Origin of the sequence: Streptomyces sp. LX-29 (assembly GCF_029541745.1) — a bacterium.
GTDB lineage: Bacteria > Actinomycetota > Actinomycetes > Streptomycetales > Streptomycetaceae > Streptomyces.
The window spans coordinates 2,709,071-2,731,745 of the sequence record NZ_CP089746.1 but is presented as its reverse complement, the minus strand read 5'-3'; the positions used below and the strand labels follow the sequence as shown (position 1 = coordinate 2,731,745).

The window sequence follows — 22,675 nt, the reverse complement described above, 5'->3', positions numbered from 1 at the left end:
CTCAGCGACCCATGCGGGTCAGCTTTTTTCGGGGCCTCCCAACTGCCCACCGTCGGTGGCGATTTCCCCTAGACTCGGGTCCTCCACCGGAACTCCGAGAATGGGATGCTCTCCGCATGGCTCAGATTGCTCGGCAAAGCGGCATGACCCGGCCTATCAAGAACCCCACCGAGCCGAGACTGCCGCTTTCGCTGCGGTCGGCGGAGATGCCGAGAGACGCCCTCGAAGATGACGCGATCGTTCGAGGTGTCGTATATGACGCTGAGCACTTTGTGGGCATCTCGGCTGAGGCCGTTGAAGCCGAAGGATGTCGATTCGAGAATGCCCGTTTCACGGGAAGCCGACTGCTCCGCAGTCAATTCAGCGATTCCCAGTTCAGCACCTGTGACTTCGCCGAGCTGAGCGCCCAGGACGTGTCCCTGATTCGGTGCTCCGTCACGGGGAGCCGATTCACCGGCTCATCATGGAAGTCCGGCACCTTCCGGGACGTCCGCATCGAGAACTGCGTCATCGCCCCCGGCCTGTTTCGTCACATGAAGTTGTACGCCGTGGTGTTCAGCGACTGCAAGATGGCCGGGGCCGACTTCCAGAGTGCCGAGATGCACAACGTGAAGTTCGAGAACTGCGACCTGACCGGCGGCCAGTTCGCCAACGCCAAGAACCTGGGGGTCGTGCGGTTCGAAGGCTGCACGCTCTTGGATGTGTTCGGGACGGCAAGCCTGAAGGGCGCCGTCGTGCAAGGCCCGGGGTCGATGGAGCTGGCCCTGAGCCTTGCACGGGAAGCGGGGCTTGTGTTCGAACCCTAGACCCGTCAGGCGGCGACGGCCGGTCGATAGCCCGCGTACTCCGGGCTGGAGATCGCGCGGGCCACGTGGTCGAAGTCGAGGGTCTCGCCGAAGCCGCACAGCTCGTCGAGGAGCATCTGCCCGTACTCGGTGAAGTACGGGCGCTGCTTCTTCAGGTCCTCGCAGGCGTCCGCCAGCGACTTCGTGTAGAGGTCGACGAGCGTCGTCTTGCCCTGGTGGTCCTCCATGAACATCAGCGGAACCGTCACGATCGCGGCGTGGAACGCCTTGTCGAGCGGTCGCTTCTGGCCGATCTTCACGGCGGACAGCGCTCGACGGTCGTCGGCCTCCAGCTCGGTGGACGGGAGCGTGAAGGTGCCGTACACCTTGTCGGCCACGAAGAGGTTGAGGTGCATGCCCTCGTGGACGAGGCACATCGCGTAGTCGAGGGTCTGCCAGTTCTCCCCGGGGCTCATGACCACTACCCCGGGGATGTGGGACGCGGAGCCGCCGCCGTCCGCCCCGCTGTTGAGGATGACGAGGTCGGTGACCATGAGGTCCACCATGCGGCGCAGGTCCGGGCTGATGGACTCGATGAGGTCCAGGGCCTCGGCGACCTTGGTGTCCCACGCCTCGCGCGTGGGGCCGTCGGTCGGGCCAGCACCCTTGAAGATGTGCTCGAAGATGCCGTTGTCAGTGCAGAGCTTCGCCCAGGCGCCGTCCTCGTACGTGATGTCGATGCCCTGGCCCTTGACGGGCATGGGACGGAGCTGGGAGATGGCCGTACGGTAAGCCGCGTCCAGCCCTTCGGCGTCCGGGTACTCCCCGGTGACGGCGTGGACCAGCCGGGCTGTGCTCTCGTACGTGTGGCCGATGTTCATGAAGTGCATGTGGAACTCTCCTTCGTCGCGGCCTGAAGACGTATGCCCGGGGCGGAAGGGGACCGCCCCGGGCACACTGCTGGGTCAGCGCATCAGCGCTTCAGAGCGGTCGGTCAGGAGGTCCAGCCGCCCATCATGCAGTTGTTCGCGTCCTGCTGGGACCGGGCGACGGACTTCTTCACACCGGCGACCACGGCCGGCGAGTCGTCCTTGACGGCCGCCACGAGGTCGGTCAGGACGGTGCGGGGCATGGCCGCGGTCTCGGCCTCGTCGATCTGGGTCGGGTTCATTCCCGTACACCTTTCTCGAATCCCAGGAAGCCGGATGTCCCGCTTCGACCCTTGCCCGAAGTCGAGCTCTGGCCTTATCGGCGGAACGAACTTCCGGGAAAGAAGCTACAGTCGCAAACCCGGGTCGAAAAGAGGGAATTTCATGGTCATTCAAAATGGAATATGCCAAGATTTCCGGGTCGAAAAAGGGCGTGAGAATGACCCGGCCTGTTTTCGAGAAAAGTGAAAATGGGGCCGGGTATTTCAATCCGGCCGATACGGGGAGGCGTGGCCGGAATCCCTAAGAAAGAGCGCTAGTTGGGTGGTGGAGGATCGGTGGCGCCTCCCTTCTGCGCGGCGTGCTTGGCGGCTAGTTCATTCCTGATGCGCTCAAGGCTGCGTTCCGCATATTCGGGCGTGTCCCACTCCGGTGGGAGGTTGGCTCGAAAAGCGCGACCCGTGGCGTCGAGTCGACGGTAGAGCTCCCGATGAGTGACATGCCGGCACCACCACTCCTCGGCCGCCCAGAATCCGCCACGGATGCGACTCGGCCAGGTGCGGGTGGGCGGGTTAAGGATTCGCTGCACGTTGGGCTCGTAGTTCGAGAGAGGCTGCTTGCGCCGCCTCCAGCGCAATCGCGGCTGTCTCATGCCGTCGCCAGCGGTCGAAGCCGCGGGCGATACTGCATGATCAACTCACGTTCAACGACTGGGAGGTCGCTGTCCCAAGATGCGACATACGGAACCACGGTCGGGCGTGCAATCTGTCGTCTATGCACGGGCCGACTCCCTGGATTTCGCGCGCGCCGCCCACCAGCCCTCAATAGCTAGGAGGTGGAGCAGGTCGCGTGCCGTCCGCGCCACATGCCGAGCCGTCGCGCGGCTCGGAACGCCCTCCTCGTCCGCGACTCTCCTCGCGCGCCCGGTCATCTCACGAACGACAGCGCGCCCGGTGTCCAACAGCGACTCAGCCTCGTCCGCCAGGACGGTGAGGTAGCCCCGCAGCATGAGCACGATGGCGCCGAGGTCGGTGTCCTCGACTTCTTCGAGCTGGCCACTGAGTACGTAGTCCACCGTGTGCTGGACCATCTCTCGGGTGATGCGAACCGGCTCGTCGGTCTGCTCCGACATGAGCTGCCGCCTCATGGCCTCCAGGCAGCGCCGCAGGGTGTCGGTGTCCGTCCGCTCCAAGGCGTCCTGGACCAGGTAGCCCTGTTCTGGTAACTCGTGCCCCCAGGCTTCCCCGGGCTCCCGTCGGTCCTCCGAACTGCCGGACGAGATAGCACGGTGGACGAGCGTGAACCTCCGAGGCTTTGCGTGCCTACCCATCAGCTATTCACCTCGGTATCCAGCTCGACCCACACGACCTTGCCCCACCGGCGGTAGTCCACGTTCCAGCGGTTGGCGAGGGCTTCGACGATGAGCAGCCCGCGGCCGGTTTCCTCATCGTTGCCGGGCTGCCGCAGGTTCGGCCTGGAGCGGGACGTGTCGCTGACGACGAGGCGCACAAGGCCCTCTGTCGGCCGATTTACGCCGACGCGGAACACGTCACGCCCGCTGTGCTGCGTGGCGTTGGTGACGAGCTCGGAGATGATCAGCGTTCCGGAGTCGATGAGGTGGTCGAGCCCCCAGGTGTTCAGGGCGGCGCTGACCAGCCGACGGGCGCGGCCCACGGACTCGGCCTCGCAGGGAAGCGTCTCGCTGTAGCCGGGGGCGCCGATTGCATTGGGTCTGCTCTTGGTCGTGGTCAAGGGTTTCTTCCCTCCGAGGGTGGGACGCCCGCCCCTGACGGGGTCGCAGGGGCGGGCTCTCCTCCGTGCCGCCGAGGGAAGGGGCGACCCTTGGTCCGCTCGACGGCCCTATCGAGTCAACGACCAGCGGCCGCAGGGGAACAGGAAGAGGTCCGCTTCAATCGATGACATCGAACCGGAAGACTTTGCGATCCCGATATCTTCACCCTGGCTCGAACGGTGACGACGCGGCTACCGTCGGTGCCATGGGAGTGAATGCCATCCTCAAGCGCCGGATGGAAGAACTGGGCCTTAAACAGGATGAGTTGGCGCGCCAGATGAACGATGCCATCGCGGAGATCACCGGTAGACCAGGTGACGTGTCGTCGCGTACGGTCCGGAACCTGGTGAACGGCACGTCGCGTCGTCCTATCGGCCGCACCTGCGCCGCGCTGGAGCGGGTGTTCGGCTGTCCTGTCGAGGACTTAGGGTTCACCGCACCGCGCACCGCAGTACCGCAGGAGGACCCCGTGCGGCGTCGCACCTTCCTTACCACGGCCGGTGGCACGACCGCCGCCGTGGCTGTTCCCCTCTTGGCCCAGCGTCGCAGCGTGAGCATGTCGGACGTGGCCAGGGCGGCTGCTGGGATGAACGCTCTAGTGGAGGCTGATGACCGCATGGGCGGGCACTCCAAGCTGGAGAAGGACGCCATCGCCGGCCGGTCTCAAGTTCTCGAACTGCAAAAGAAGAACGCCAGCGAGCATGTACGGCGGGCGCTGTTCGCACTAGTGGCCGAGTACACCACCATGGCGGCCTGGTCTTGCATCGACGTGCGCAATCTCGATCAAGCCCAGCAGTACCTTCACGAATCCACGACCTACGCAGGTCTTTCGCAGGATGGCCCAACGGAAATGCGAGTCTGGGTCAACCTGTCGATGCTCGCCTACCAGCGTCGCAACTGGCCCGAGGCTCTTGCCGCGGCGAAGGCAGCGCAAGCGTCCCCGGCGGCGCGCAGAGATCCCTTCTTCTCCTCCTTGGGGCGGGTCCGAGTCGCGCTTTCGTACGCAGCCCTCGGTGACCACCGTGCCGCCCTGCGATCTCTCGGAGCAGCCCAAGACGCTTTCGTCAAGGCGACTGGGCGTGAGCGCCCCCGCTGGACAGCCTTCTACGGCCCCGCAGAGTTGGACCACCTTGCCGCAGTTGTCCACAGCCACGGCGGCCGGCCCGACCACGCCGAGGCGATGGCGCACAGTGCGCTGGCAAAGATTCCGGTCGCTTTTCGCAGAAACCGCGCCATGACAACTGCTCAACTTGCTCTCGCGCAGCTCCGCCAGGGCGACACCGAAGAGGCCACAGCGACGGCTACTGACATTTTCACGATCATGGATGGAGTGCCTCTCCCTGGCCGTATGAGGACGCTGATCGGGGACTTCCACCGAGATTTGATCGTGAGAGCCCCCTCTACCACCTATGCGCGAGAGTGGACTGACCGCATGCGAGCCGAATGGAGTCGAGCATGACCGACCTGCGTCACTTCCAGCACGGAGACCTACCCGAGGGCTTCCGGGATTTGCTCATCGGTGTGCATGCTGACGCGTACGCCGACGCCATGGATGCCCCCTTCAACCAGCGGTTCCCTTGGTTCGTGGACCACTGGACGGCCCGGGAAGGCTTCTCCTGCGTCGTTGCGTACGACGGCGATGAGCCGACCGGGTTCGCGTACGGGGCTCCGCTCGCACCAGGTCGGGAATGGTGGCGCTCCACCGACTACCAACCGAACAACGGCTACACGTCCACCTATGCAGTGTCCGAGGTCATGGTGCGCCCCCGGTGGAGGAAGCGGGGCATCTCCGTTCGCCTCCACGAGGCTCTGCTGAAGGAGCGCACCGAACACCTCGCAACCCTGCTGGTGGATGTAACACACCCGAAGGTGCAGGCCCTCTACGAGTCCTGGGGGTATGCCAAGGTCGGCGAACAGCGGCCGTTCGCCGACTCTCCGCTGTACGCAGTCATGCTCAAGAACCTTCGAGGGTGAGAAGCGACCCGCCCCCACGTCGAAGAGGGCGGGTCGTTACCTGGTGCTGGAAGACGGGGTGGCTCAGACCGCAGCGTCCGTGAGCGCGTCGTACCCGTCCACGTCGCGCCCTTTGAGGTGCGCCGCGATCTTCCCTACGCCTCGTTCGAGCCGGTAGCGGACAGCCCGGTCTGTCACCTCCTGGAGGGCGCCGGCCTCGGTGTCGGGGAGGTCGGCGCCGTATCGCAGGACGATGGCCTGGCACTCGCCGAGGGTGAGCGGTGCTGTGGCCCAGCCCCGCCGTATGTCGGCGGGTCGGCGGGTCGGCGGGGCGTGCCGGGTGGCCGTCGGCGGCGGGGTCGGTGTCGTTGCGGGCGGCGATGCCCATCACCACCGTGCCGACCTCGGTGGGGCCGAGCGCGCCGTGGAGCGGCGGGAAGCTGTACGGCTCGGGGGCGGAGACCGGCCAGAGGGCGAAACCGTCCAGGGGTAGACCTCTAGGACGGGCCGCAGGGTGATCATCCCGGAGTCTGCGGCACCTTCGCCGCGCGCGCACGCCGTTACGGAGGGTGGGGGCGGCGAGAGTCCACGACGGCAACCCGCCGCGCCGATCACCCCGCCGTGGCACATCCTGGTACGTAGGACGAGTATGCGTCCGTACCGGGAGGGCGCGAGATGGGTGTGGAAGGCCCGGGTGTCGGCGGCCGCGCGGAGGTGGGGGAGGTGCTGGCGGCCCATCTGGTGGACGCCGTGCGGGCGGCGGGCGGATACGGGGGCGGGGTCTATCTGCGCTCGGCGGACCGGCGGTCGCTGGTGCTCGCGGTGGTGGCGGGGGTGCCGCGGTCGTTGATGAAGGCGTGGTGGCGGGTGCCGGTGAGCGGGGCGCTGCCCATGTCGGCCGCCTACCGGACGGGGGAGCCGGTGCACCTGGCCGACGAGGGGGAGACCATGCGCCGGTTTCCGCAGATGTCGGTGGGGCTGCCCTACCCCTTCGCCTCCGAGTACCAGCCGGTACGGGCGAACGGCGAGGTCGTGGGCGTGTTCTTCGTGAAGTGGTCCACCGCGCGGGCGGCCCGCCTGCGGGCGGCGCCCGATGCCGACCGGATGCGGCTGGGGGCGGCCGCCGAGGCGGTGGGGGCCGCGCTCGGCGGGGTGCCCGCGGACCGGCCGCTGGAGTACGACGGCGATCCGGTGGGGGTGCGGCTGCCCGCCGAGGTGCTGGCCGTGGAGATGGGGATGGTCGACTGGGACCTGGACTCGGGGGCCTTCACCGCCGACGAGGACGGGTGGGCGGTCCTCGGCATCGACCCGGCCGACTTCGACGGCACGATCGACCGGCTCAAGGGCCGCGTCTGCTCCGACGACCTGCCCGAGCTCCGGGCCGCCGAGCGCGACGCCCGGGAGGGGCGGTGGATCAGGGGCCGCAGGTTTCGGGTGAGCGACGTGCGGGAGGGCGAGGGGCGGTACCGGCCCATCGAGCTGTGGGGGCGGGGCGTGCGGGGAGCGGACGAGGCCGGGCGGCCCAGCCACCGCGTCCTGGCCCTGGTCGTCGACGCCGTCTCCGGCCCCACCGCCGCGGAGGCCGCCGAGCGGCTGCCGGACGGGGTCTTCTCCCTCGATCAGGACGGCCGCACCGTCTACGCCAACCACCGCTGCGAACAGCTGCTGCGCTGCCCGCGCGAGGAGCTGCTCGGCCGGTACCCGTGGCGCGTGCTGACCTGGCTCTCCGACCCGGCCTACGAGGACCGCTACCGCGCCGCCATGCTCTCCCAGGAGCCCACCTCCTTCCTGGTCCGCCACCCCGCCGGCGAATGGCTCGGCTTCATCCTCTACCCCGACGTCCACGGCCTGACCGGCCGCGTCTTCCCCAGCGACCCCCCGCCCGCCCACGAGGGCCACACCCCCGCCACGGCCCACGAGCCGTCCTCCCCCGTCGACACCGCCACGGCCCAGCTCACCCCGACCCGCCCCGGCGCCCTGTACCACGTCGTGCAGATGGCCAGCGTGCTCACCGAGGCCGTCACCGTGCGGGAGGTCTGCCGGGCCGTCGCCGACCAGCTGTTGCCCGCGTTCGGTGGACAGGAGGTGGCGCTGTACCTGGTACGCGACCGGCGCATGCACCTGGCCTGGGAGTCCGGCTACCCGGAGGGCTTCCTCGACCCCTTCGAAGGCGTCTCCCTCGACGCCCACCTACCCGGCGTGGAGGCCCTCACCTCCGGCGCGCCGATCTTCTTCGAGTCGCGTCAGCGGCTCTCCGGCGCCTACCCCGGCATCGCCCTGGACCGGATGCACTCCTGGGCCTTCCTGCCGCTGATCGCCTCCGGTCACCCCGTCGGCTCCTGCATCCTCGGCTACGTCGCCCCGCACACCTTCACCCCCGACGAGCGCGCCGCCCTGACGGCGCTGGGCGGACTGGTCGCCCAGGCCCTGGAGCGGGCCCGGCTCTACGACGCGGAGTTCACCCTCGCCCGCGGTCTCCAGGACGCCCTGCTGCCGCACCGGCTGCCGCCGATCGCCGGACTGCGCACCGCCGGCCGCTACCTGCCGGGCACCCAGGGCATGGAGATCGGCGGCGACTGGTACGACGTGATCGAGACCGGTTCCGGTGTCGCGCTGGTCATCGGCGACGTCGAGGGCCACAGCGTCGCCGCCGCGGCCGTCATGGGCCAGCTCCGCAGCGCCGTCAACGCCCTGGCCACCAGCGCGATCGGCCCGCGGGAGGTGGTCGGTCGCACCAACCGACTGCTCGCCGACCTCGACGCCGGCGTCTGCGCCACCTGCTGCTACATCGAACTCGACCCGAGCACCGGCCACGGCCACGCGGTCCGCGCCGGCCACCCGCCACCCGTGCTGCGCCACCCCGACGGCCGCACCGACGTCCTCGACCTGCCCGGCGGCGTCATGCTCGGCGTCCACGCCGATGCCGGCTACCCCGTCACCCCGCTGGAACTGCCCCGCGGCGGGATCCTCGCCCTCTACACCGACGGCCTGGTCGAGCAGCCCGGCCAGGACATCGAAACCGGTATTCAGGCCCTGTCCGACGCCCTCGCCCGCGGCTCGCCCGACACCCTGGAGACCACGGCCGACACCGTCGTCCAGGAGGCCCGTCGTGCCGAGGACCGCCCCGACGACGTGGCGCTGCTGCTCACCGCGTACATCGGAGCCCACTCCTGACGGCGCCGCGACCCGACCGTCGACAGCGCCGCGACCCGGTCGTCGACGGCGCCGCGTCAGGCCGTGCCCACCGCCCTCACGGGCGGTCCGGCTTGCCCTTCCCGTACAGCCAGACGTCGAAGATCTCGCTCAGGTCCTTGCCCGACTCCTTCTCGCACAGGGCGATGAACGCCTTGGTGTCGGCGTTGCCGTGCCGATGCCGCTTCAGCCAGGTGCGCACGATGGAGAAGAAGGTGTCGTCGCCGACGGCCTCGCGGACCTTGTGCAGCGTCATCGCGCCGCGCCCGTAGACGGGGGAGTCCGAGACCACCTCGGCGCTGGGCGGACTGCCGGGCGGGAAGGCCCAGATGCCCTCGCTCTGGTCGTCGGTGCCGTCCCAGAAGTCCTGGAAGATCTCGTCGGCCGAGCGGCCGTCGTGGTCCGCCTCCCACAGCCACTCCGCGTAGGTGGCGAAGCCCTCGTTGAGCCACATGTCCTGCCAGGAGCGCGGGGTGACGGAGTTGCCGAACCACTGGTGGGCCAGCTCGTGGACCAGCAGCAGCTCGTCGGGGGCCGCGCCGAAGTACGGCTTGGTCTGGGTCTCCAGGGCGTAGCCCACGTCCGGGTTGCGGTCGACGATCGCGCCGGTGGAGGAGAACGGGTACGGGCCGAAGCGGCGGCTCTGCCAGTCGATGATCTCCGAGACCTGTTCGGAGACCTTCCGGCTGGCGTCGACCTCGTCGTAGTCGACGGCGTTGTACTGCGGAAGGCCGCCGTCGGTGACGGTGTCGGTGACCTCGAACTGGCCGACGGCGAGGGTGGCCAGATAGCTGGCCATGGGTTCGCCGGTGTGCCAGCGGTACGTGGTGCGCTCGCCGGTGACCTCCCGGCTCTCCAACTCGCCGTTGGAGACGGCGGTGTAGTCGATGGGCACGGTGACGTCGACGTCGTAGGCGGCCTTGTCGGACGGATGGTGGTTGCCCGGGAACCAGGCCATGGAGCCGGTCGGCTGGCCCAGCCCCACCGCGCCGTCGTCGGTCTCGATCCAGCCCTCGATCGAGCCGTCGGGGTCGTGGATGGTCTTCGGCGTGCCGTCGTAGCGGATGCTGGCCTTGAAGATCCGGCCCTTGGACAGCGGCGACTTGGGCGTGACCGTGAGTTCGGTGCCGCCGCGGGTGAAGGTCGCGGCCCTGCCGTCCACGGTGGCCTCGCGCACGGTCAGGCCGTCCAGGTCGAGATTGAAGGAGCTGAGCGGCTCGGTGGCGCGGGCGGTGATCTGGACGGTGCCCTTGAGGTGGTTGTCGTCCGGTGCGTAGTCCAGCGTCAGTCCGTAGTGCGTCACGTCGTAGCCGCCGTTCCCCAGCTTAGGGAAGAGCGGGTCGCCGGCCCCTGCGGCACCGGAGCGGGCGGGCGCGGCCCCCTCCTCGGAGTCGGCGTCGCCGCTGCACCCGGAGGCGGCGCAGGCGAGTACCAACAGCGCGCCGCACAGGGCCCGCAGGGGAGAACGACGGGGCACGTACGGACGCACGGACGGCGCTCCTCGGCTCGGAAGGTTCGGACGCGTGATCGCTTGACTGCAATTCAACTGGCGCGTCGCGACGTTGTCGAACTGCTTACCGCCGATTCATGTCACTCGTCGCCTAAACCTTCCTGAGCTGCGGTTCACCACATCTGGTGATGCTTTGGCCTCCAGTTGCGGCTCGCAACCCTGGGTTGCCAAGCTGTTGCCGACTGTCAAATCCCTGGGAGTGCCCGTGGCCTTCGGTGAGCAGCCCGCATACCTCCGAGTTGCCGACGACCTCCGGAAGAAAATCGTCGGGGGTGAGCTCCCGCCGCACGCCCGACTACCGTCCCAGGCCCGTATCCGGGAGGTGTACGGGGTCTCCGACACCGTCGCCCTGGAAGCCCGCAAGGTGCTGATGGCCGAGGGCCTGGTCGAGGGGCGTTCCGGCTCCGGCACCTATGTGCGCGAGCAGCCGGTGCAGCGCCGGCTCTCCCGTACGGGCTATCGCAGCCCGACCCGCTGCACCCCGTTCCGGCAGGAGCAGGCCGACGAGCAGAGCCGCGGGACGTGGGAGTCCAGCAGCGAGCGGGGGGCGGCGTCCACGGAGGTCGCCGTGCGGCTGCGCATCGAGCCGGGCGAGGAGGTCATGCGCACCCGCTATGTCTTCCGCTCGGCGGGGGAGCCCGCCATGCTCTCCACCTCCTGGGAGCCGCTCGCGGTGACCGGCCGCACGCCCGTGATGCTCCCCGAGGAGGGGCCGCTGGCCGGGCGGGGCGTGGTCGACCGGATGGCCGCCATCGGGCTGGTGGTGGACAACGTGGCCGAGGAGGTCAGCGCTCGCCCCGGCCTCGCCGAGGAGACCCTGGCCCTCGGCGGCGTCCCCGGCCACGCCGTCCTCGTCGTGTCCCGCACCTTCTTCGTGGGGCGACGGCCGGTCGAGACGGCGGACGTGGTGACGCTGGCGGAGCGGTATCGGATCGCCTATCACCTGCCGGTGAGATGACGGGTGATACGCCGGGGGGTGGCGCTTCGGCGCCCATACACCTTGTCGGTGGGCCGACTTGAGGCCGGGTGGGCGCCGCCGGGTCGGTCGGTTCGGAGTTCTCGCCCTCGGGGCGGGGCGGGGGTGCCGTCCCGCCCCTCCTCGGAGCCCGCCTCGTGACGCCCCGTGTGGTGTCCCCGTGCCGTGTTCCCACCTTGTCGTGATGGGCTCCTGATGGCTCCGTGTCATGGGCCCCGCGTCGTGTGGGTGCCGCGGTGTAGCCGGGAGTTAACGCCCTGCCCGGTGTCGTAACGGCGGCGCAACGGCGCACCCCGTCGATTGTCATGTCCGCCGCATAATCTGCCGAAGTGCGGCCGTCGTCGCGGCTCCGATGGGGGTTCGGCGGCCCCCTTCGGCGGCCCCCCGGGGCCCCTCTCGACCCCGTCCGGGTATCGGCGCCGGACGGGGTTGAGAAGTGTTGCAAACCTCACAGAACGCCAGGTCAGGGGCTTTTTGCGGAAGACGATCATCCCTTTCGCTCATAGGATGCTGCGGTTTGTGTCCGACTCGCAGGGGCGTCCGCGCCCCAACTCGCAGGGGCGAAGGGAGTGCCAGGAACGTTGAGCAGCACCGAACAGGGTTCCCACTCGAATTACCGACGGTCACTTGGCACAGTGGCCCTCACCGCGGTCGGCCTCGGGTCGATCATCGGCTCCGGCTGGCTCTTCGGCGCTGAGCGCGCCGCCGCGCTGGCGGGCCCCGCCGCGATCTTCTCCTGGGTGATCGGTGCCATCGTGGCGCTGACCATCGCTCTGACCTACACCGAGCTCGGCTCGATGTTCCCCAAGGCCGGTGGCATGGTCCGCTACGGCCAGTACTCCCACGGCTCGCTCGCCGGCTACCTCGCCGCCTGGGCCAACTGGATCGCGATCGTCTCCGTGATCCCGGGTGAGGCCACCGCCTCGATCCAGTACATGAGCTCCTGGGACTTCGGCTGGGCCAAGGAGCTGTACGACGGGAAGGAGTTGTCCGGCACCGGCCTCGCGCTGGCCTCCGTGCTGCTGCTCTTCTACTTCTTCCTGAACTGGTTCGCGATCACCCTGTTCGCCAAGACCAACACCGCGATCACCGTCTTCAAGGTGGTCGTCCCGGTTCTGACGGCGGGTGCCCTGATGTGGGCTCACTTCGACACCAGCAACGTCACCGACCACGGCGGGTTCACCCCGAACGGCTGGAGCTCGGTCTTCAGCGCCGTCGCGGTGGCGGGCATCGTCTGGGCCTTCAACGGCTTCCAGTCGCCGCTGAACATGGCCGCCGAGGCCCGTAACCCGGGCAAGTCGCTGCCCAAGGCCGTCATCGGCTCCATCCTGATCGCGCTGGTCATCTACATCGCCCTGCAGGTCGCCTTCCTGATGGCCGTTCCGGCCGACGCCCTCGCGGGCGGCGAGGGTTGGGGCGGACTGACCTTCAACTCCCCGCTCGCCGACCTGGCCACCGCCTGGTCGCTGAACTGGCTGGCGATCCTGCTCTACGCGGACGCCTTCGTGTCCCCGTCGGGCACCGGCATGATCTACGCGGCCACCACCTCGCGCATGATCCACGGCGTGCAGGAGAACGGCCACCTGCCGGGCGTCTTCGGCAAGGTCGACCCGAAGACCGGCGTGCCGCGCCCGGCGCTGCTGCTCAACCTGGCGGTCGCCTTCCTCTTCCTGGCGGTCTTCCGCGGCTGGGGCTCCATCGCCGAGATCGTCGGTGTGGCCACGGTCATCTCGTACATCACCGGCCCCGTCGCCGTGATGGCCATGCGCCGGCTGGCCCCGGGTCTGCCGCGTCCGGTGAAGCTGCGCGCCATGCCGGTGATCGCCCCGATCGCGATGATCTTCGGCTCGCTGGTCATGTACTGGGCCCGCTGGCCGCTCACCGGCAAGGTCATCTTCATCATGGCGATCGGCCTGCCGATCTGGGCCTGGTACGAGCTGCGCAAGCCGTGGGCCGAGCTGAAGCCGCACCTGGTCGCGGGCGCCTGGATGGTGCTCTACCTGCTGGTCATGGCGCTGGTCTCGTGGGCCGGCGGCACCGAGTTCGGCGGCAAGGGCTACCTCGCCCCCGGCTGGGACATCCTCGTCGTCTCGCTGATCGCGCTGGCCTTCTACTACTGGGGTGTCCAGAGCGCCTGGCGCAACCCCACCCTCGTGGCGGTCGAGCAGGAGATGCTGGCGTCGAAGCAGGAGGCCGCGGCGGGCGACGCCCCGGCCGAGGACGGTCAGGAGAAGGCGCCCGCCGGCGTCTGACCCAGGCCGAAGGCTTCCGGGCCCCGCGCCCCACCTCCGGGTGGAGCGCGGGGCCCGCGCGTTGTGCGGGGCGTCTGCGGCTGGCCGGATGCGTTCCTCTTTGTGAAATTCCGTATCCGTTGAGTAAAGGTTGGGCGTACGCTCAGGCATATGCGGATCGGGGTTTCCACCAGGCCCGAGGGGGCGTACGCCGGAGCCGTACCGAGCAGTACGAAGCGGAGGGACACTAGCGATGAGTGAGAGCGGCGCCGTCCTGCCATGGCTCGTCATCCGCCAGGACGACAGCGGCAACCGCTATCGCGTCGGCCGTTATGCCACGAAGAACGAGGCACAGCAGGTCGCCGACCGGCTGCAGGCCCGCGGGCACCAGCAGCTGTACGTCGTCGAGCGCACGGCGGCCTCCCGATAGGTGCCGTGATCGGTACGGCGGTCGCCGAGAGCGCGCTACCGCGCCTGCCGTATCGTGCCGCGCATGACGGTGCGTGTGGTGGTGGGCGGAGCGGTGTTCGACCGTGGGCGGCTGCTGGCCGCCCGGCGCAGCGCTCCGCCCGAGCTCGCCGGCCGCTGGGAGCTGCCGGGCGGTAAGGCCGAGCCCGGGGAGACGCCGGAGGAGACCCTCGTCCGCGAGCTGCGCGAGGAACTCGGCATCGAGGTCGAGCCGCTGGAGCGGCTGGCCGGGGAGTGGCCGCTGAAGCCCGGCTATGTGCTCCACGTCTGGACTGCCCGGCTGAGCGCGGGCGAGCCCCGGCCGCTCCAGGACCACGACGAGGTGCGCTGGCTGACCCCGGAGCGGATCCACGAGGTGGACTGGTTGGACCAGGACCGCCCGGCGGTCGCGGCCGCGCTCGCACGTTCGCCCTGGTAGCGCCCGCCCTTCCGGATTCCGCGCGCCCGCCGAGCGGTGGCCCGTCACACGCGTGCGGGCCGAAGCCGGCGCCGTGCTCCCGTTGCGGGCCGAAGCCGGCGCCGTGTCGCTCTCCCGCGTGGGTCCGGCGGCTGTCGTGCCGTTCTCCGGTATGCGCCGAGGCGCGGCCGCGCCACACCGGCCCCCCGGCCTCCGGGGCCCGTCCGCCCGCGGCCGCACCCTGCCGCAACCTGTCGCAGTCCCGTCCCGCTCGCCGTCGCGCCCCGCGTGCGGAGCCGCACGGCCCCACGCCGTGGAGGCGGGCCGCCACTCTCGGGCGGGGTGTCACGGCTCGCCCCCGGCCCGCGCACGCGGTGGGCCGTCGTGGCGTCAAGGGCGCGTAAGCGTCGCGTAGAACATGTGCCGAAAGTGTCACCGTGCGCCCGGCCAGACGATAGTTGCCCCGGATTATCGGGTATGTGCTGATTAACCGCCTCGAAGCTGGACAATCCGGTGGGTAATGCATGGGCGGTCGGGGATGTGATCGGCGTGAGCGAGAGCGCAGAGGCCGCAGAGGCCGTGGCATCCACGCCGGTCTTCGCCGAATGGAGCTTTCCCGCGGAAGCGGGGTCGGTACGCACGGCCCGCGCGTTGGTCCGCGAGGCGCTGTCGGACTGGGGGCTGCACACCGTCATCGATGTGACCGAACTGCTGGTCAGCGAGCTGGTCACCAACGCCATGCGGTACACCAGCGGCCCGATCAGCCTGCGCATGCGCAGCCGCGCCACCCCGGTCGAGGGCCGGGTGCTGGTGGTCGAGGTCTCCGACCCGGTGGAGGACCCGCCGCACGAGCGGATGGCGACCCCGGACGACGAGGGCGGGCGCGGGCTCCAACTGGTGGCCTGTGCGTCCGTCCGCTGGGGGACCCGGTGTGAGAAGACGGGGAAGACCGTGTGGTTCGAGCTCGCCCTGCCCGGTTAGGAGACAGGGGGAGCACTGATCGATCGATCGCGGACCCCGGCGACTCCACGGGTCCGCGGGGGAGGGCACATGTGGCCGTGGGAACCGAACCAGCCGATGAGACCGTGCTGTGATCGTGAAGGGCGTGCTCCGGATAGCCGGCGTACTGGATACTCAGCTATCTGAGGCCGGTCCGAGACCTGAGCCGGAGGGGACGGGCGCGTGAGCGAGAAGCCAGCGGGGGCGCAGATGCCCGAGGGTAAGGCTGTACCACCCATGTGGCAGAGCAGCCCGCCTGGATCGATCTACGACTACATCCGCGTGGCGTCCTTCTCGCTGGGGCCGGACGGCCGCATCGCCCACTGGAGCGAACGCGCCGCCGAACTGCTGGGACTGACGGCCCGGCAGGCGATCGGCAAGGACCCGGTGGAGGCGTTCGTCCCGCCCGAGCTGCGTGATCTCGGTCACCGCAAGGTCGCCGAGATCCTCGACGGGCGCGAGTGGGTGGGCCTGGTTCCCTACCGCAACCCCGACAGCCCACGCGGCTACGGTCTGGCGGAGATCTATGTGATGCCCGCCGCCGCGGAGCTCGGCCAACGCTCGGCGCTGTGCGTCGCCGTCGACGTCGGCGCGCTGCGCCGCCTGGAGACCGACCTCGCGGCGTCGCAGGCCGTTTTCGGTCAATCTCCCCTGGGTTTCTTCTTCTGCGGTACGGACCTGCGGATGCTGCGGGTCAACGAGCGCTTCGCGACGGTCTTCGGCCGCCCCGCCGACGCCTATCGGGGCATGCTCCCGGAGGACCTGTTGCCGCGCGGCGAGGCCGACCGGCTCAGCACCGCGATACGCCAAGTCCTGGAGACCGGGCAGACGGTGACGGACCTGTCGCTGGTCGGCACCGTCCCCACCGGCCCGGAGCGGCGCCGCTGGTCGATATCGCTCTACCGGCTGCACAGCGGCTCCGGCCGGCCGATCGGGGTGGCGGGTCTGGCCGCCGACGTCACCGGCCGCCGCCGCGCCGAGTTGGAGGCCGCCGGGGTCCGTCGCAACCTGGCCCTGCTGAACGAGGCCGGGGCCCGAATAGGCACCTCGCTCGACCTCGAGACCACCGCCCGCGAACTCCTCGACGTGGCCGTGCCGCAGTTCTGCGACCTGGCCTCGGTCGACCTCTACCAGGACCTGTTGACCGGCGACGAGCGGCCGCCCGGAGCCGCCGACGGCAGCGCGGAGCTGCGCCGGGTCGCCTTCTCCAGCGCCGTCTCCGACGGCCCGTTGGCACTCTTCGACCGCTGTCGGGTGGAGCGCCCGGAGGACGCGCTCAACGGCACCCGTAAGCCCATCCAGGTCGGTGAGGTGCACCGCTACCCGTTCAACTCGCCCTGCGCGCACGCCCTGCGCACCGCCCAGGCCCGGGTCGTCGCGGGCCGCGACGGGACCGAACCCGAACTGGGCGCGGCCGTACCGCAGTCCACGCTGGTGGTGCCGATGGTCGCCCGCGACGTGGTGGTCGGACTGGCGCAGTTCTCCCGTACGAAGGGGAGCGAGCCGTTCGGCGAGCGGGACACCGCGCTCGCGGTGGAGCTGGCCGCCCGCGCGGCCGTGTGCATCGACAACGCCCGGCTCTACCGCCGGGAGCACGAGCGTGCCCTGATCCTCCAGCGCAGCCTGCTGCCCCCCGGCGACCCGGAGGCGGCCGGCCTGGACATCGCCTGCCGCTATCTGCCCGGCAACACCGCGACCGAGGTGGGCGGCGACTGGTTCGACGTGATCGAGCTGCCCGGGCACCGCACCGCACTGGTCGTCGGCGACGTGATGGGCCGCGGGCTGCGCGCCGCCGTCGCCATGGGCGAACTGCGCACCGCCGTGCGGACCCTGGCGCTGCTCGACCTGGAGCCCGCCGAGGTGCTCTCCGCGCTGGACGAGATCGCCCGCGGCCTGGGCGCCCCCGGCGGCTCCCGCGCCGGAGCCCGGTCCGCGGCCCCCCGCGGCTCCCGCTCCCCGCACGGCGGTGGCACGCACTCCGACGGCCCCTCGGACCTGTCCGAGGTCTACCTCGCCACCTGCGTCTACGCCGTCTACGACCCGGTCACCCGGCGCTGCACCTTCGCCAACGCGGGCCATCTGCCGCCGGTGATGGTCGCCCCCGGGCGGCCCGCGGAGCTGGTGGAGGTGGCGCCCGGGATGCCGCTGGGCGTGGGCGGCGAACCGTTCGAGGAGACCGAGATCGAGCTGCCCGACGGCGCCCTGCTCGCGCTCTACACCGACGGCCTGGTGGAGTCCCGTGACCACGCGCTGGACGAGGGGCTGGCGGCGTTCCGCACGGCCCTGAGCGACCGCGCCGCGGCCGCCGCCGTCCTCGGCCGCCCCGAGGGCTCGCTGGAGGACGTCTGCGACCACGTGCTGACCCGCCTGAACACCCAGCACGGCGAGGATGACATCGCGCTGCTGATGGCCCGGGTGCAGGGCCTGCCGGCGGGCTCGGTCGGCGACTGGCGGCTGCCCAGCGAGCCGCGCTCGGTCGGCCGGGCCCGCGAGCTGGCCTGCGAGCAGCTGCGGACCTGGGGGCTGGAAGCGCTGGTGGACACCACCGAGCTGCTCGTCAGCGAGCTGGTCACCAACGCCCTGCGATACGGCGAGGGCGAGATCCGGCTGCGGCTGCTGTTGGACCGCACGCTGGTGTGCGAGGTGTGGGACGGCGGTCTGGTCCAGCCACGCCGCCGCCGCGCCCGTGACACCGACGAGGGCGGCCGCGGGCTCCAGCTGGTCGGCCTGCTCAGCGCCTCCTGGGGCAGCCGCCGCACCCCCCGCGGCAAGACCGTCTGGTTCGAGCTGGCCCTCCCCAGCGGGGAGGCCGCGGGCCCCGGCGAGGTGGAAGCCCTGCTCAGCCTGTTCTGACCCCGGCGGTGCCGAGCCGACGGCGGCTCGGTGGGCCCCTCCCGGAGCCCGCCCGCGGGGGCGGGCCGGACCGCGCCGTAGGGGTGGCTCGCCGTTACGGCGGGACGAGTTCCCTGACCGGGAACAGGGATCACTTACGTCGGCGGATCTTGTCGCCCAGCCACACCAGCGGGTCGTACTTGCGGTCGACGGCGCGCTCCTTGAGGGGGATGAGGGCGTTGTCGGTGATCTTGATGCCCTCGGGGCAGACCTCGGTGCAGCACTTGGTGATGTTGCAGTAGCCCAGGCCGTGCTCGTCCTGGGCGGTGCGCTTGCGGTCCAGGCCGCGCTCGGCGGCGGCGTCCAGCGGGTGCATGTCCAGCTCGGCGACGCGCATCAGGAACCGGGGCCCGGAGAAGGGGGCCTTGTTCTCCTCGAAGTCGCGCACCACATGGCAGGTGTCCTGGCACAGGAAGCACTCGATGCACTTGCGGAACTCCTGGGAGCGGCCCACGTCCTCCTGCCGCATGCGGTACTCGCCGGGCCCCAGCCCCTCCGGCGGCACGAAGGACGGCACCTCGCGGGCCTTCGTGTAGTTGAACGAGACGTCGGTGACCAGGTCCCGAACGACGGGGAAGGCCCGCAGCGGGGTGATGGTGATCGTCTCGGCGCGCTCGAACACCGACATCCGGGTCATGCACATCAGCCGCGGCCGGCCGTTGATCTCCGCGCTGCACGAGCCGCACTTGCCGGCCTTGCAGTTCCAGCGCACCGCCAGGTCGGGGGCCTGGGTGGCCTGGAGCCGGTGCACGATGTCCAGGACCACCTCGCCCTCGTGCACCTCGACCTGGAAGTCCGACAGCGCCCCGCCGTCGGCGTCGCCGCGCCACACCCTGAAGTGCGCCTGATAGCCGCTCACTGGGTCAGCTCCTCGTCCGTCAGGTACTTCACCAGCTCGTCCTTCTCGAACAGCTCCAGCAGGTCGGGCCTGATGGGCGGGGTCTCCCGGCGGGCCAGCCGGATCTGGCCGCGCTGCGGATCGGTGGCGGCGAGCCCGGCGGTGGGGTCGGAGAGCTGGCACTCCAGGTTGACCCGGCGCCACAGCCGGTCCATCTCCGGGCAGTCGTCGCGGGTGTGGCCGCCGCGACTCTCGGTGCGCTCCAGCGCGGCGCGCGCCACGCACTCGCTGACCAGCAGCATGTTGCGCAGGTCGATGGCCAGGTGCCAGCCGGGGTTGAACTGCCGGTGCCCCTCGACGCCGGCCCGCCGGGCGCGCACCCGCAGTCCGGCCAGCCGGTGCAGCGCCTCGGTCATCTCCTCGGCCCGCCGGATGATGCCCACCAGGTCGTTCATGGACTGCTGGAGCTCCTGGTGGAGGGTGTACGGGTTCTCGGCCGGGGCGGCGGGCCCGTCGCCCGACGGCTGGGCGGCGCCGCCCTCCGCGCTGAACGGGCGCAGCGCCTCGGCCGCCGCCATGTCCACCTGGGCCGGGTCCGGCACCGGCCGGTCCGCCGCGCGCAGCCCGGCCGCGTGTCGGGCCGCGTGCAGTCCCGCCCGGCGGCCGAAGACCAGCAGGTCGGAGAGCGAGTTGCCGCCGAGCCGGTTGGAGCCGTGCATGCCGCCGGCCACCTCACCGGCGGCGAAGAGCCCCGGAACCCCGGTGGCGGCCGCGGTGTCCGGGTCGACGGAGACCCCGCCCATCACGTAGTGGCAGGTGGGCCCGACCTCCATGGGCTCGGCGGTGATGTCGACGTCGGCCAGTTCCTTGAACTGGTGGTGCATGGAGGGCAGCCGGCGCTTGATCACCTCGGCCGGCATCCGGGTGGAGACGTCGAGGAAGACCCCGCCGTGCGGGGAGCCGCGGCCGGCCTTGACCTCGGCGTTGATGGCGCGCGCCACCTCGTCGCGGGGGAGCAGCTCGGGTGGGCGGCGGTTGCGGTCGGGGTCCTCGTACCAGCGGTCGGCCTCGTCCTCGGACTCCGCGTACTTCTCCTTGAAGACGTCCGGGATGTAGTCGAACATGAACCGCTTGCCGTCGCTGTCGCGCAGCACCCCGCCGTCGCCGCGCACGGACTCGGTGACCAGGATGCCCTTGACCGACGGCGGCCAGACCATGCCGGTGGGGTGGAACTGCACGAACTCCATGTTGATCAGCGGCGCCCCGGCCAGCAGCGCCAGCGCGTGCCCGTCGCCGGTGTACTCCCAGGAGTTGGAGGTCACCTTGAAGGACTTGCCGATGCCTCCGGTGGCCAGCACCACGGCGGGGGCCTCGATCACGAAGAAGCGGCCGGACTCCCGCTCGTAGCCGAAGACGCCGGCCACCCGGCCCGTGGCGGGGCCGCCGTCGGGCGCGGTGTCCTTGAGGACGCGGGTGACCGTGCACTCCTGGAAGACCTTCAGGCGCGCCTCGTAGTCGCCGTACTCCTCCTTGTCCTGCTGCTGGAGGGAGACGATCTTCTGCTGGAGGGTGCGGATCAGCTCCAGGCCGGTGCGGTCGCCGACGTGGGCCAGCCGCGGGTACTCATGGCCGCCGAAGTTGCGCTGGGAGATCCGGCCGTCGGGGGTCCGGTCGAAGAGCGCGCCCCAGGTCTCCAGCTCCCAGACCCGGTCCGGTGCCTCCTGGGCGTGCAGCTCGGCCATCCGCCAGTCGTTGAGGAACTTCCCGCCGCGCATGGTGTCGCGGAAGTGGACCTTCCAGTTGTCGTGCTCGTTGACGTTGCCCATGCTGGCCGCGATGCCGCCCTCGGCCATCACCGTATGGGCCTTGCCGAACAGGGACTTGCAGATCACGGCGGTGCGGCAGCCCTGCTCGCGCGCCTCGATGGCGGCGCGCAGCCCGGCGCCCCCCGCGCCGATCACCACCACGTCCCATGCCTGCCGGTCGACGTGCGTCATCAGTGGGACCTCTCCTAGAAGAACCGCGGATCGTCGAAGGCGCCGCTGGCCACGAGGTAGACGTAGAGGTCGGCGAGGGCGACGCTGACCAGGGACGCCCACGCCAACTGCGCGTGCCGCGCGTTGAGCCTGCTGACCCAGCCCCACATGCGGTAGCGCACCGGATGCCGGGAGAAGTGCTTCAGCCGTCCGCCGATGATGTGCCGGCAGGAGTGGCAGGAGAGGGTGTACGCCCAGATGAGCACGATGTTCACCAGGAACACCACGGTGCCCAGGCCCATGTGGCCCCAGTCGTAGTGCTCGTCACGGAAGGCCAGCACGGTGTCGTAGGTGAGGATGCCGGCGACCAGCACGGCGGCGTAGAAGAAGTACCGGTGGCTGTTCTGCAGGATGAGCGGGAAGCGGGTCTCGCCGGTGTAGCGGGAGCGCGGCTCGGGCACGGCGCAGGCCGGCGGCGAGGACCAGAAGCCGCGGTAGTACGCCTTGCGGTAGTAGTAACAGGTCAGCCGGAAGCCCAGCGGGAAGATCAGGATCAGCAGCGCGGGGGAGAGCCCCCACCAGCTGCCCACGATCTCCCAGTTGGGGCCGGCGCGCATCGGCTCGCAGTGCTCCGCCACACAGGGGGAGTAGAACGGCGAGACGTAGGGGGCGGCGTAGTAGTCGGCGTCGGCGAAGGCCCGCCAGGTCGAGTAGACGACGAAGGCGAGCAGCCCGGCGGCCGTGGCCGCCGGGGCCAGCCACCAGCGGTCGCCGCGCAGGTGGCGCTCGCGGATCGCGGCCCGCGACGGCTCGTGCACGCCGCGTGTTCGCGCATGGGCTTGGGGGTCCGTACCAGTGGCCAAGAGGGACTCCGCGGTCCGGTGGTGGGGGTTCGGGCGGCTGCGCTGAGCGTGCGCCTGCGTCCCTACGGCGCGTGGCGGTCGCGGTACCCGAGCCCCTCGTCGTCGGAGTCCCGCCACATCGCCGGGTCGTACGGGGTGTCCGGGACCTGCACCATGTCCGGGCCCTTCGCCGTCGACGGGGGCGCGGACCGTCCGGCCGCGCCCGGCGCGGAGCCGCTCGGCGTGCCGGCGCCGGGGGCGGCCGCGCGCAGCAGGTCGAGGTCCTCGCGCAGATGGTCGGTGTCGCTGCGGAGGCGCCGGATGTCCGTGGAGCCGCCGCCGACCTGCCGTTCCAGCCGGTCGACCGCGCGCCCCAGGTCATCGAGGCAGCGCTGAGCTGCTGTCAAGTCGTCGTTCAGGGACATGACTTGCCCTCACTTCCGCGGTTGCGGGCGACGCTCATGCGACAGCGAGTGTCGCGCGTCTCTGACGTGGTTGGGAAGACGCCGTTCGCGATTGCGGGGATCAACCGGCGTGAACGCGCCGTCGAGCGCCGATGCGCACGCCGGAGTCGTTGGTCCGGTCAGGTGGCCTTGACCCCGCCGTCGCCGTGTCGGCGTGCCGTCGTGTGAACCATCGATTTCAGTGTGTGAGCAGTATATGCGATGAGCGGCAA

Annotated in this window: 19 protein-coding genes; 10 read left to right on the top strand and 9 right to left on the bottom strand. The window is 70.4% G+C overall.

The features are described 5' to 3' along the window. Positions 1 to 116 precede the first annotated feature (116 nt). Entirely contained in the window at positions 117 to 806 is a 690-nt protein-coding gene (locus tag LRS74_RS11585; RefSeq protein ID WP_277740935.1) for a pentapeptide repeat-containing protein, read from the top strand. A 5-nt stretch (positions 807 to 811) separates the two neighbouring features. Here LRS74_RS11585 and LRS74_RS11580 read toward each other — a convergent pair whose 3' ends face one another. The 4 genes from LRS74_RS11580 to LRS74_RS11565 all read right to left on the bottom strand — a co-directional run bounded on the left by LRS74_RS11580 (position 812) and on the right by LRS74_RS11565 (position 3,685). Further along, positions 812 to 1,675, bottom strand: a complete 864-nt coding sequence (locus LRS74_RS11580) for an HEXXH motif-containing putative peptide modification protein (protein WP_277740934.1) — start codon at positions 1,673 to 1,675, stop codon at positions 812 to 814. Positions 1,676 to 1,779: 104 nt separating this feature from the next. After that, positions 1,780 to 1,956 (bottom strand): hypothetical protein, encoded by a 177-nt coding sequence (locus tag LRS74_RS11575; RefSeq protein ID WP_277740933.1) that lies wholly within the window; start codon positions 1,954 to 1,956, stop codon positions 1,780 to 1,782. A 749-nt stretch (positions 1,957 to 2,705) separates the two neighbouring features. Beyond that, positions 2,706 to 3,263 carry a DUF6415 family natural product biosynthesis protein gene (locus LRS74_RS11570; protein ID WP_277740932.1) on the bottom strand — a complete coding sequence of 186 codons (558 nt, stop codon included), beginning with the start codon at positions 3,261 to 3,263 and terminating at the stop codon, positions 2,706 to 2,708. Beyond that, positions 3,263 to 3,685, bottom strand: a complete 423-nt coding sequence (locus tag LRS74_RS11565) for an ATP-binding protein (protein WP_277740931.1) — start codon at positions 3,683 to 3,685, stop codon at positions 3,263 to 3,265. The genes LRS74_RS11570 and LRS74_RS11565 overlap by 1 nt, the downstream gene beginning before the upstream one ends. Positions 3,686 to 3,930: 245 nt before the next feature. Here LRS74_RS11565 and LRS74_RS11560 point away from each other — a divergent pair, with 245 nt between their 5' ends. From LRS74_RS11560 to LRS74_RS11550, 3 genes are all read left to right on the top strand, one after another. Next, positions 3,931 to 5,184: a helix-turn-helix transcriptional regulator gene (locus tag LRS74_RS11560; RefSeq protein ID WP_277740930.1), complete on the top strand. Its 1,254-nt coding sequence runs from the start codon at positions 3,931 to 3,933 to the stop codon at positions 5,182 to 5,184. Further along, positions 5,169 to 5,699: a GNAT family N-acetyltransferase gene (locus tag LRS74_RS11555; RefSeq protein WP_277740929.1), complete on the top strand. Its 531-nt coding sequence runs from the start codon at positions 5,169 to 5,171 to the stop codon at positions 5,697 to 5,699. The genes LRS74_RS11560 and LRS74_RS11555 overlap by 16 nt, the downstream gene beginning before the upstream one ends. A gap of 654 nt (positions 5,700 to 6,353) precedes the next feature. Then, on the top strand, positions 6,354 to 8,852 hold the full coding sequence (locus LRS74_RS11550; RefSeq protein WP_277740928.1) for a SpoIIE family protein phosphatase: 2,499 nt from the start codon (positions 6,354 to 6,356) through the stop codon (positions 8,850 to 8,852). Positions 8,853 to 8,928: 76 nt separating this feature from the next. On the opposite strand, the gene LRS74_RS11545 is transcribed toward LRS74_RS11550, so the two are convergent. After that, positions 8,929 to 10,359: a M1 family metallopeptidase gene (locus tag LRS74_RS11545; protein WP_277740927.1), complete on the bottom strand. Its 1,431-nt coding sequence runs from the start codon at positions 10,357 to 10,359 to the stop codon at positions 8,929 to 8,931. A gap of 226 nt (positions 10,360 to 10,585) precedes the next feature. Here LRS74_RS11545 and LRS74_RS11540 point away from each other — a divergent pair, with 226 nt between their 5' ends. The 6 genes from LRS74_RS11540 (at position 10,586) to LRS74_RS11515 (ending at position 18,304) form a co-directional block, all read left to right on the top strand. After that, positions 10,586 to 11,338: a GntR family transcriptional regulator gene (locus LRS74_RS11540; protein WP_277740926.1), complete on the top strand. Its 753-nt coding sequence runs from the start codon at positions 10,586 to 10,588 to the stop codon at positions 11,336 to 11,338. A gap of 653 nt (positions 11,339 to 11,991) precedes the next feature. After that, the gene (locus LRS74_RS11535) at positions 11,992 to 13,608 is read left to right on the top strand and encodes an APC family permease (RefSeq protein WP_347178123.1); all 1,617 of its coding nucleotides are present in this window, start codon (positions 11,992 to 11,994) and stop codon (positions 13,606 to 13,608) included. Between the two features lie 232 nt (positions 13,609 to 13,840). Continuing rightward, positions 13,841 to 14,017 carry an SPOR domain-containing protein gene (locus LRS74_RS11530; RefSeq protein WP_144381315.1) on the top strand — a complete coding sequence of 59 codons (177 nt, stop codon included), beginning with the start codon at positions 13,841 to 13,843 and terminating at the stop codon, positions 14,015 to 14,017. 63 nt (positions 14,018 to 14,080) lie between these two features. Continuing rightward, a complete protein-coding gene (locus tag LRS74_RS11525) occupies positions 14,081 to 14,473 on the top strand; it encodes a (deoxy)nucleoside triphosphate pyrophosphohydrolase (protein ID WP_277740924.1) in 393 nt (130 codons plus the stop codon). Positions 14,474 to 14,992: 519 nt separating this feature from the next. Further along, entirely contained in the window at positions 14,993 to 15,433 is a 441-nt protein-coding gene (locus LRS74_RS11520; RefSeq protein WP_277744707.1) for an ATP-binding protein, read from the top strand. Positions 15,434 to 15,688: 255 nt separating this feature from the next. Then, positions 15,689 to 18,304, top strand: coding sequence for a SpoIIE family protein phosphatase (locus LRS74_RS11515; protein WP_277744706.1), 2,616 nt, complete (start codon positions 15,689 to 15,691; stop codon positions 18,302 to 18,304). 130 nt (positions 18,305 to 18,434) lie between these two features. Here LRS74_RS11515 and LRS74_RS11510 read toward each other — a convergent pair whose 3' ends face one another. From LRS74_RS11510 to LRS74_RS11495, 4 genes are all read right to left on the bottom strand, one after another. Continuing rightward, the gene (locus LRS74_RS11510; RefSeq protein WP_277740923.1) at positions 18,435 to 19,202 is read right to left on the bottom strand and encodes a succinate dehydrogenase/fumarate reductase iron-sulfur subunit; all 768 of its coding nucleotides are present in this window, start codon (positions 19,200 to 19,202) and stop codon (positions 18,435 to 18,437) included. Then, the gene (locus tag LRS74_RS11505; RefSeq protein WP_277740922.1) at positions 19,199 to 21,178 is read right to left on the bottom strand and encodes a fumarate reductase/succinate dehydrogenase flavoprotein subunit; all 1,980 of its coding nucleotides are present in this window, start codon (positions 21,176 to 21,178) and stop codon (positions 19,199 to 19,201) included. The genes LRS74_RS11510 and LRS74_RS11505 overlap by 4 nt, the downstream gene beginning before the upstream one ends. A gap of 14 nt (positions 21,179 to 21,192) precedes the next feature. Then, entirely contained in the window at positions 21,193 to 22,020 is an 828-nt protein-coding gene (locus LRS74_RS11500) for a hypothetical protein (RefSeq protein ID WP_277740921.1), read from the bottom strand. A 62-nt stretch (positions 22,021 to 22,082) separates the two neighbouring features. Then, positions 22,083 to 22,424 (bottom strand): hypothetical protein, encoded by a 342-nt coding sequence (locus LRS74_RS11495; RefSeq protein ID WP_277740920.1) that lies wholly within the window; start codon positions 22,422 to 22,424, stop codon positions 22,083 to 22,085. Positions 22,425 to 22,675 lie beyond the last annotated feature (251 nt).